At 42.5% G+C, this 3,083-nt stretch carries 3 protein-coding genes; 1 reads left to right on the top strand and 2 read right to left on the bottom strand.

Annotated features, from left to right (window positions below):
• On the bottom strand, positions 1 to 717 hold a 717-nt coding region (locus tag CXF78_RS18405; protein ID WP_145991555.1), incomplete at its 3' end, for an IMP dehydrogenase.
• A gap of 118 nt (positions 718 to 835) precedes the next feature.
• Here CXF78_RS18405 and xseA point away from each other — a divergent pair.
• Complete coding sequence (xseA, locus tag CXF78_RS18400; RefSeq protein WP_102037570.1) at positions 836 to 2,176, top strand: exodeoxyribonuclease VII large subunit; 1,341 nt, start codon at positions 836 to 838, stop codon at positions 2,174 to 2,176.
• Between the two features lie 252 nt (positions 2,177 to 2,428).
• Here xseA and CXF78_RS18395 read toward each other — a convergent pair whose 3' ends face one another.
• On the bottom strand, positions 2,429 to 3,082 hold the full coding sequence (locus tag CXF78_RS18395; RefSeq protein ID WP_102037569.1) for a YiaD family glycine zipper/OmpA-like lipoprotein: 654 nt from the start codon (positions 3,080 to 3,082) through the stop codon (positions 2,429 to 2,431).
• Between the last annotated feature and the right edge of the window lies 1 nt (position 3,083).

Here is a 3,083-nt window from a genome sequence, read left to right as displayed (position 1 = left end):
TTTTACGAGCGCGTCAACACGTTCTTCATTGCCAGGACCAGCACCGACGGCTGCGCCAACACGTAAACGACCTAATTCGTCTTTACATGCGTTTGGTTTGCGTTCAGCTTTTTCGAAATCTTTAACGGTGACTAAGCCTTTAAGTTTAAATTTTTTATCAACCACTAAGACTTTTTCAATACGATGAGAATGCATTAGTTTTTGCACTTCATCTAACTTAGTACCTTCAGTTACTGTGACTAGACGATCTTTTGGGGTCATCATGTCGGCAACGGTTTTGCTCCAATCGGTCACAAAACGCACGTCACGGCCTGTAATAATACCCACAAGTTCGTGTGCATCATTCACTACAGGGTAACCAGCAAAACCATTATGTTCAGTTAATAAACGTAAATCAGTTAAGCTTGTGGTAGGCGTAACAGTAACGGGGTCTTGAACAATACCGGCTTCATAACTTTTAACTTTACGGACTTCTTCAGCTTGTTGCTCAATACTCATGTTTTTATGAATGAATCCTAAACCACCTTCTTGCGCCATCGCGATCGCAAGACGAGATTCAGTCACAGTGTCCATGGCGGCTGACACAAGTGGAATATTTAATTCGATTTTAGTCGTTAAACGAGTTTTAAGAACAGCGGTATTAGGGAGTACGGTCGAGTGGGCAGGAACCAACAACACATCATCAAAGGTTAGTGCATCTTTCAGTAAACGTAGCATGGCAACATCTCCCTAGTAAGTAGGATTTGAGGTGAAATATTGCGGCGAGATTATACCTTGCATATTGCAGTTGGTAAATGGAAAATAGATTTTTATTAACGTTAGAATGAGAACTCTCATGAGTGCCACAAAAAACAATGTTTATAGTGTTTCGCAATTAAATAGCGAAGTGAGGCATATTCTTGAAGGACAAATTGGCAAAATTTGGCTAAATGGTGAAATATCAAACTTTTCGGCTCCAAGTTCAGGGCATTGGTATCTCACGTTAAAAGACGCTCATTCACAAGTTCGCTGTGCCATGTTTAAGGGCCGTAATCAATCTGTGCGCTTTAAACCCGTCAATGGTCAACAAGTGTTGATTAAAGGCGCCATCAGTGTTTACGAGCCTCGTGGCGATTATCAGCTGCTACTAGAGTCAATGCTGCCAGCAGGTGACGGACTACTCGCACAGGAATTTGAAGCGTTAAAACTAAAATTGGCCGCTGAAGGCTTATTTGCACTAGAAACCAAACGCCCTATTCCAACCAATATCCAACGAATTGGTGTCATCACATCGGCAACGGGGGCAGCGTTGCGAGATATCTTGCATGTATTGGCACGCCGAGATCCATCAATCGAAGTAGTTGTGTACCCAACTCAAGTTCAAGGTGCTACAGCCAGTCAATTAATCTGCCAAGCAATTGTCACCGCCAATCAACGCATGGAAGTTGATGTGCTGTTGCTTACCCGTGGTGGCGGTTCGTTAGAAGATTTATGGTGCTTCAACAGCGAACACTTAGCCCATGCGATTTACAACAGTGCACTGCCTGTTGTTAGCGCGGTTGGCCATGAAATAGATACCACTATCAGTGATTATGTAGCCGATGTACGCGCCCCAACGCCGTCAGCCGGTGCAGAATTATTATCAAAAGACAAAGGCAATAAAGCAGAAAAGTTGGCGCTATTATTATCGCGTTTGCAGCAAGGGATGAAGCATTACCAATTGCAGCAATATGGACGATTAACTCAGTTATCTCATCAGCTTCAACGCCATGAGCCGCAACATAAACTGCAGCAATTTGAACAGCGATTTGACGAAATGCAAATGCGCTTAGAAAATGCCTTACAGCATAAACTCAGTCGCTTAACCTTACGCCACCAGCAATTACATAATCGTTTGCAACAACGTTCACCAATTAATACTCTAACCTTAGAAAAACAGCGACTTGGGTATTTAATTGAACGCTTTAACGACGCCAGTAAAGACTATTTTAAACAAGCTGAATCACGAGTTTCACAAGCCGCCCATAAACTTGACACCGTCAGCCCACTGGCAACCTTAAGCCGGGGTTATTCAATCACAAGTACCAATGAGCATGTTATCGAAAATGCCAATCAATTAAGCAATGGTGATGTTATTCATACTCGGTTAAAGCAAGGAAGTGTCACCTCCACCGTGACAGATGTTTCAACTAAATAACAAGCATGGTTTCGATGATAGAAATGTGGCAAAAGAACGTAACGTGAAACAGATAGATTATCGATTATGTATGCTTGTTATTTAGATCACTTACCATCCATAGATACCAAATTATCTGTGCCAAATACATGTAGTCATCTAGATTATTGTTCACTAACTCCGTTATCGGTTAAGCAAAAAAAGCCATCTTTCGATGGCTTTTTTATTTAAAGGTCAACAAGCATCGCTTGTTAACCACACTCACGGCTAAAACTACTTACCCATTGGTGTTAATACAATTTCTACACGACGGTTTTGCGAACGACCTTGTTCGGTAGAGTTGCTGGCAATTGGGCTTGACTCGCCCATACCAGTAGAAGACACACGTGAACCGCTGACTTTCTGGCTCGTCATATACTGCGCAACTTCACTCGCTCGAACTTGTGACAAACGCAGGTTATAAGAATCTGAACCTGAACTGTCGGTATAACCAATCACATTTAAACGAGTGTCATCATATTCTTTGGCAACTAATACAACGCTGTTTAATACTGATTTAGCACGTGAGCTTAGTACAGTTTGATCAACCGCAAAAGTCACTTCATTAGGCATGTTCAATACAATATTGTCACCGTTGCGAGTCACACTCACGCCAGTTGATTTTAACTGTTTACGCAATTCTGCTTCTTGCACATCCATGTAATAACCAATACCACCACCAAGAGCCGCACCAGATGCTGCACCAATTAATGCACCTTTACCGCGATCGCTTTTGCTTGATGAAAGCACACCAATGGCAGCGCCAGAAAGGCCACCGATAATAGCGCCATTTGTCGCTTTAGCATTTTCTGATTCGCCCGTATAAGGATTAGGTAACTGGCAACCTGACAACAACAGCGCCGAACCAATTAATGAACTGCATAACAAC

Source organism: Shewanella sp. 11B5, from assembly GCF_002836795.1.
Lineage (GTDB): Bacteria > Pseudomonadota > Gammaproteobacteria > Enterobacterales > Shewanellaceae > Shewanella > Shewanella frigidimarina.
This window is presented reverse-complemented; position numbering and strand designations above follow the sequence as displayed.

What these genes read in the sequence shown, in the direction of transcription:
- xseA (WP_102037570.1), top strand. Translation starts at nt 836, where the DNA reads ATGAGTGCCACAAAAAACAATGTTTATAGTGTTTCGCAATTAAATAGC.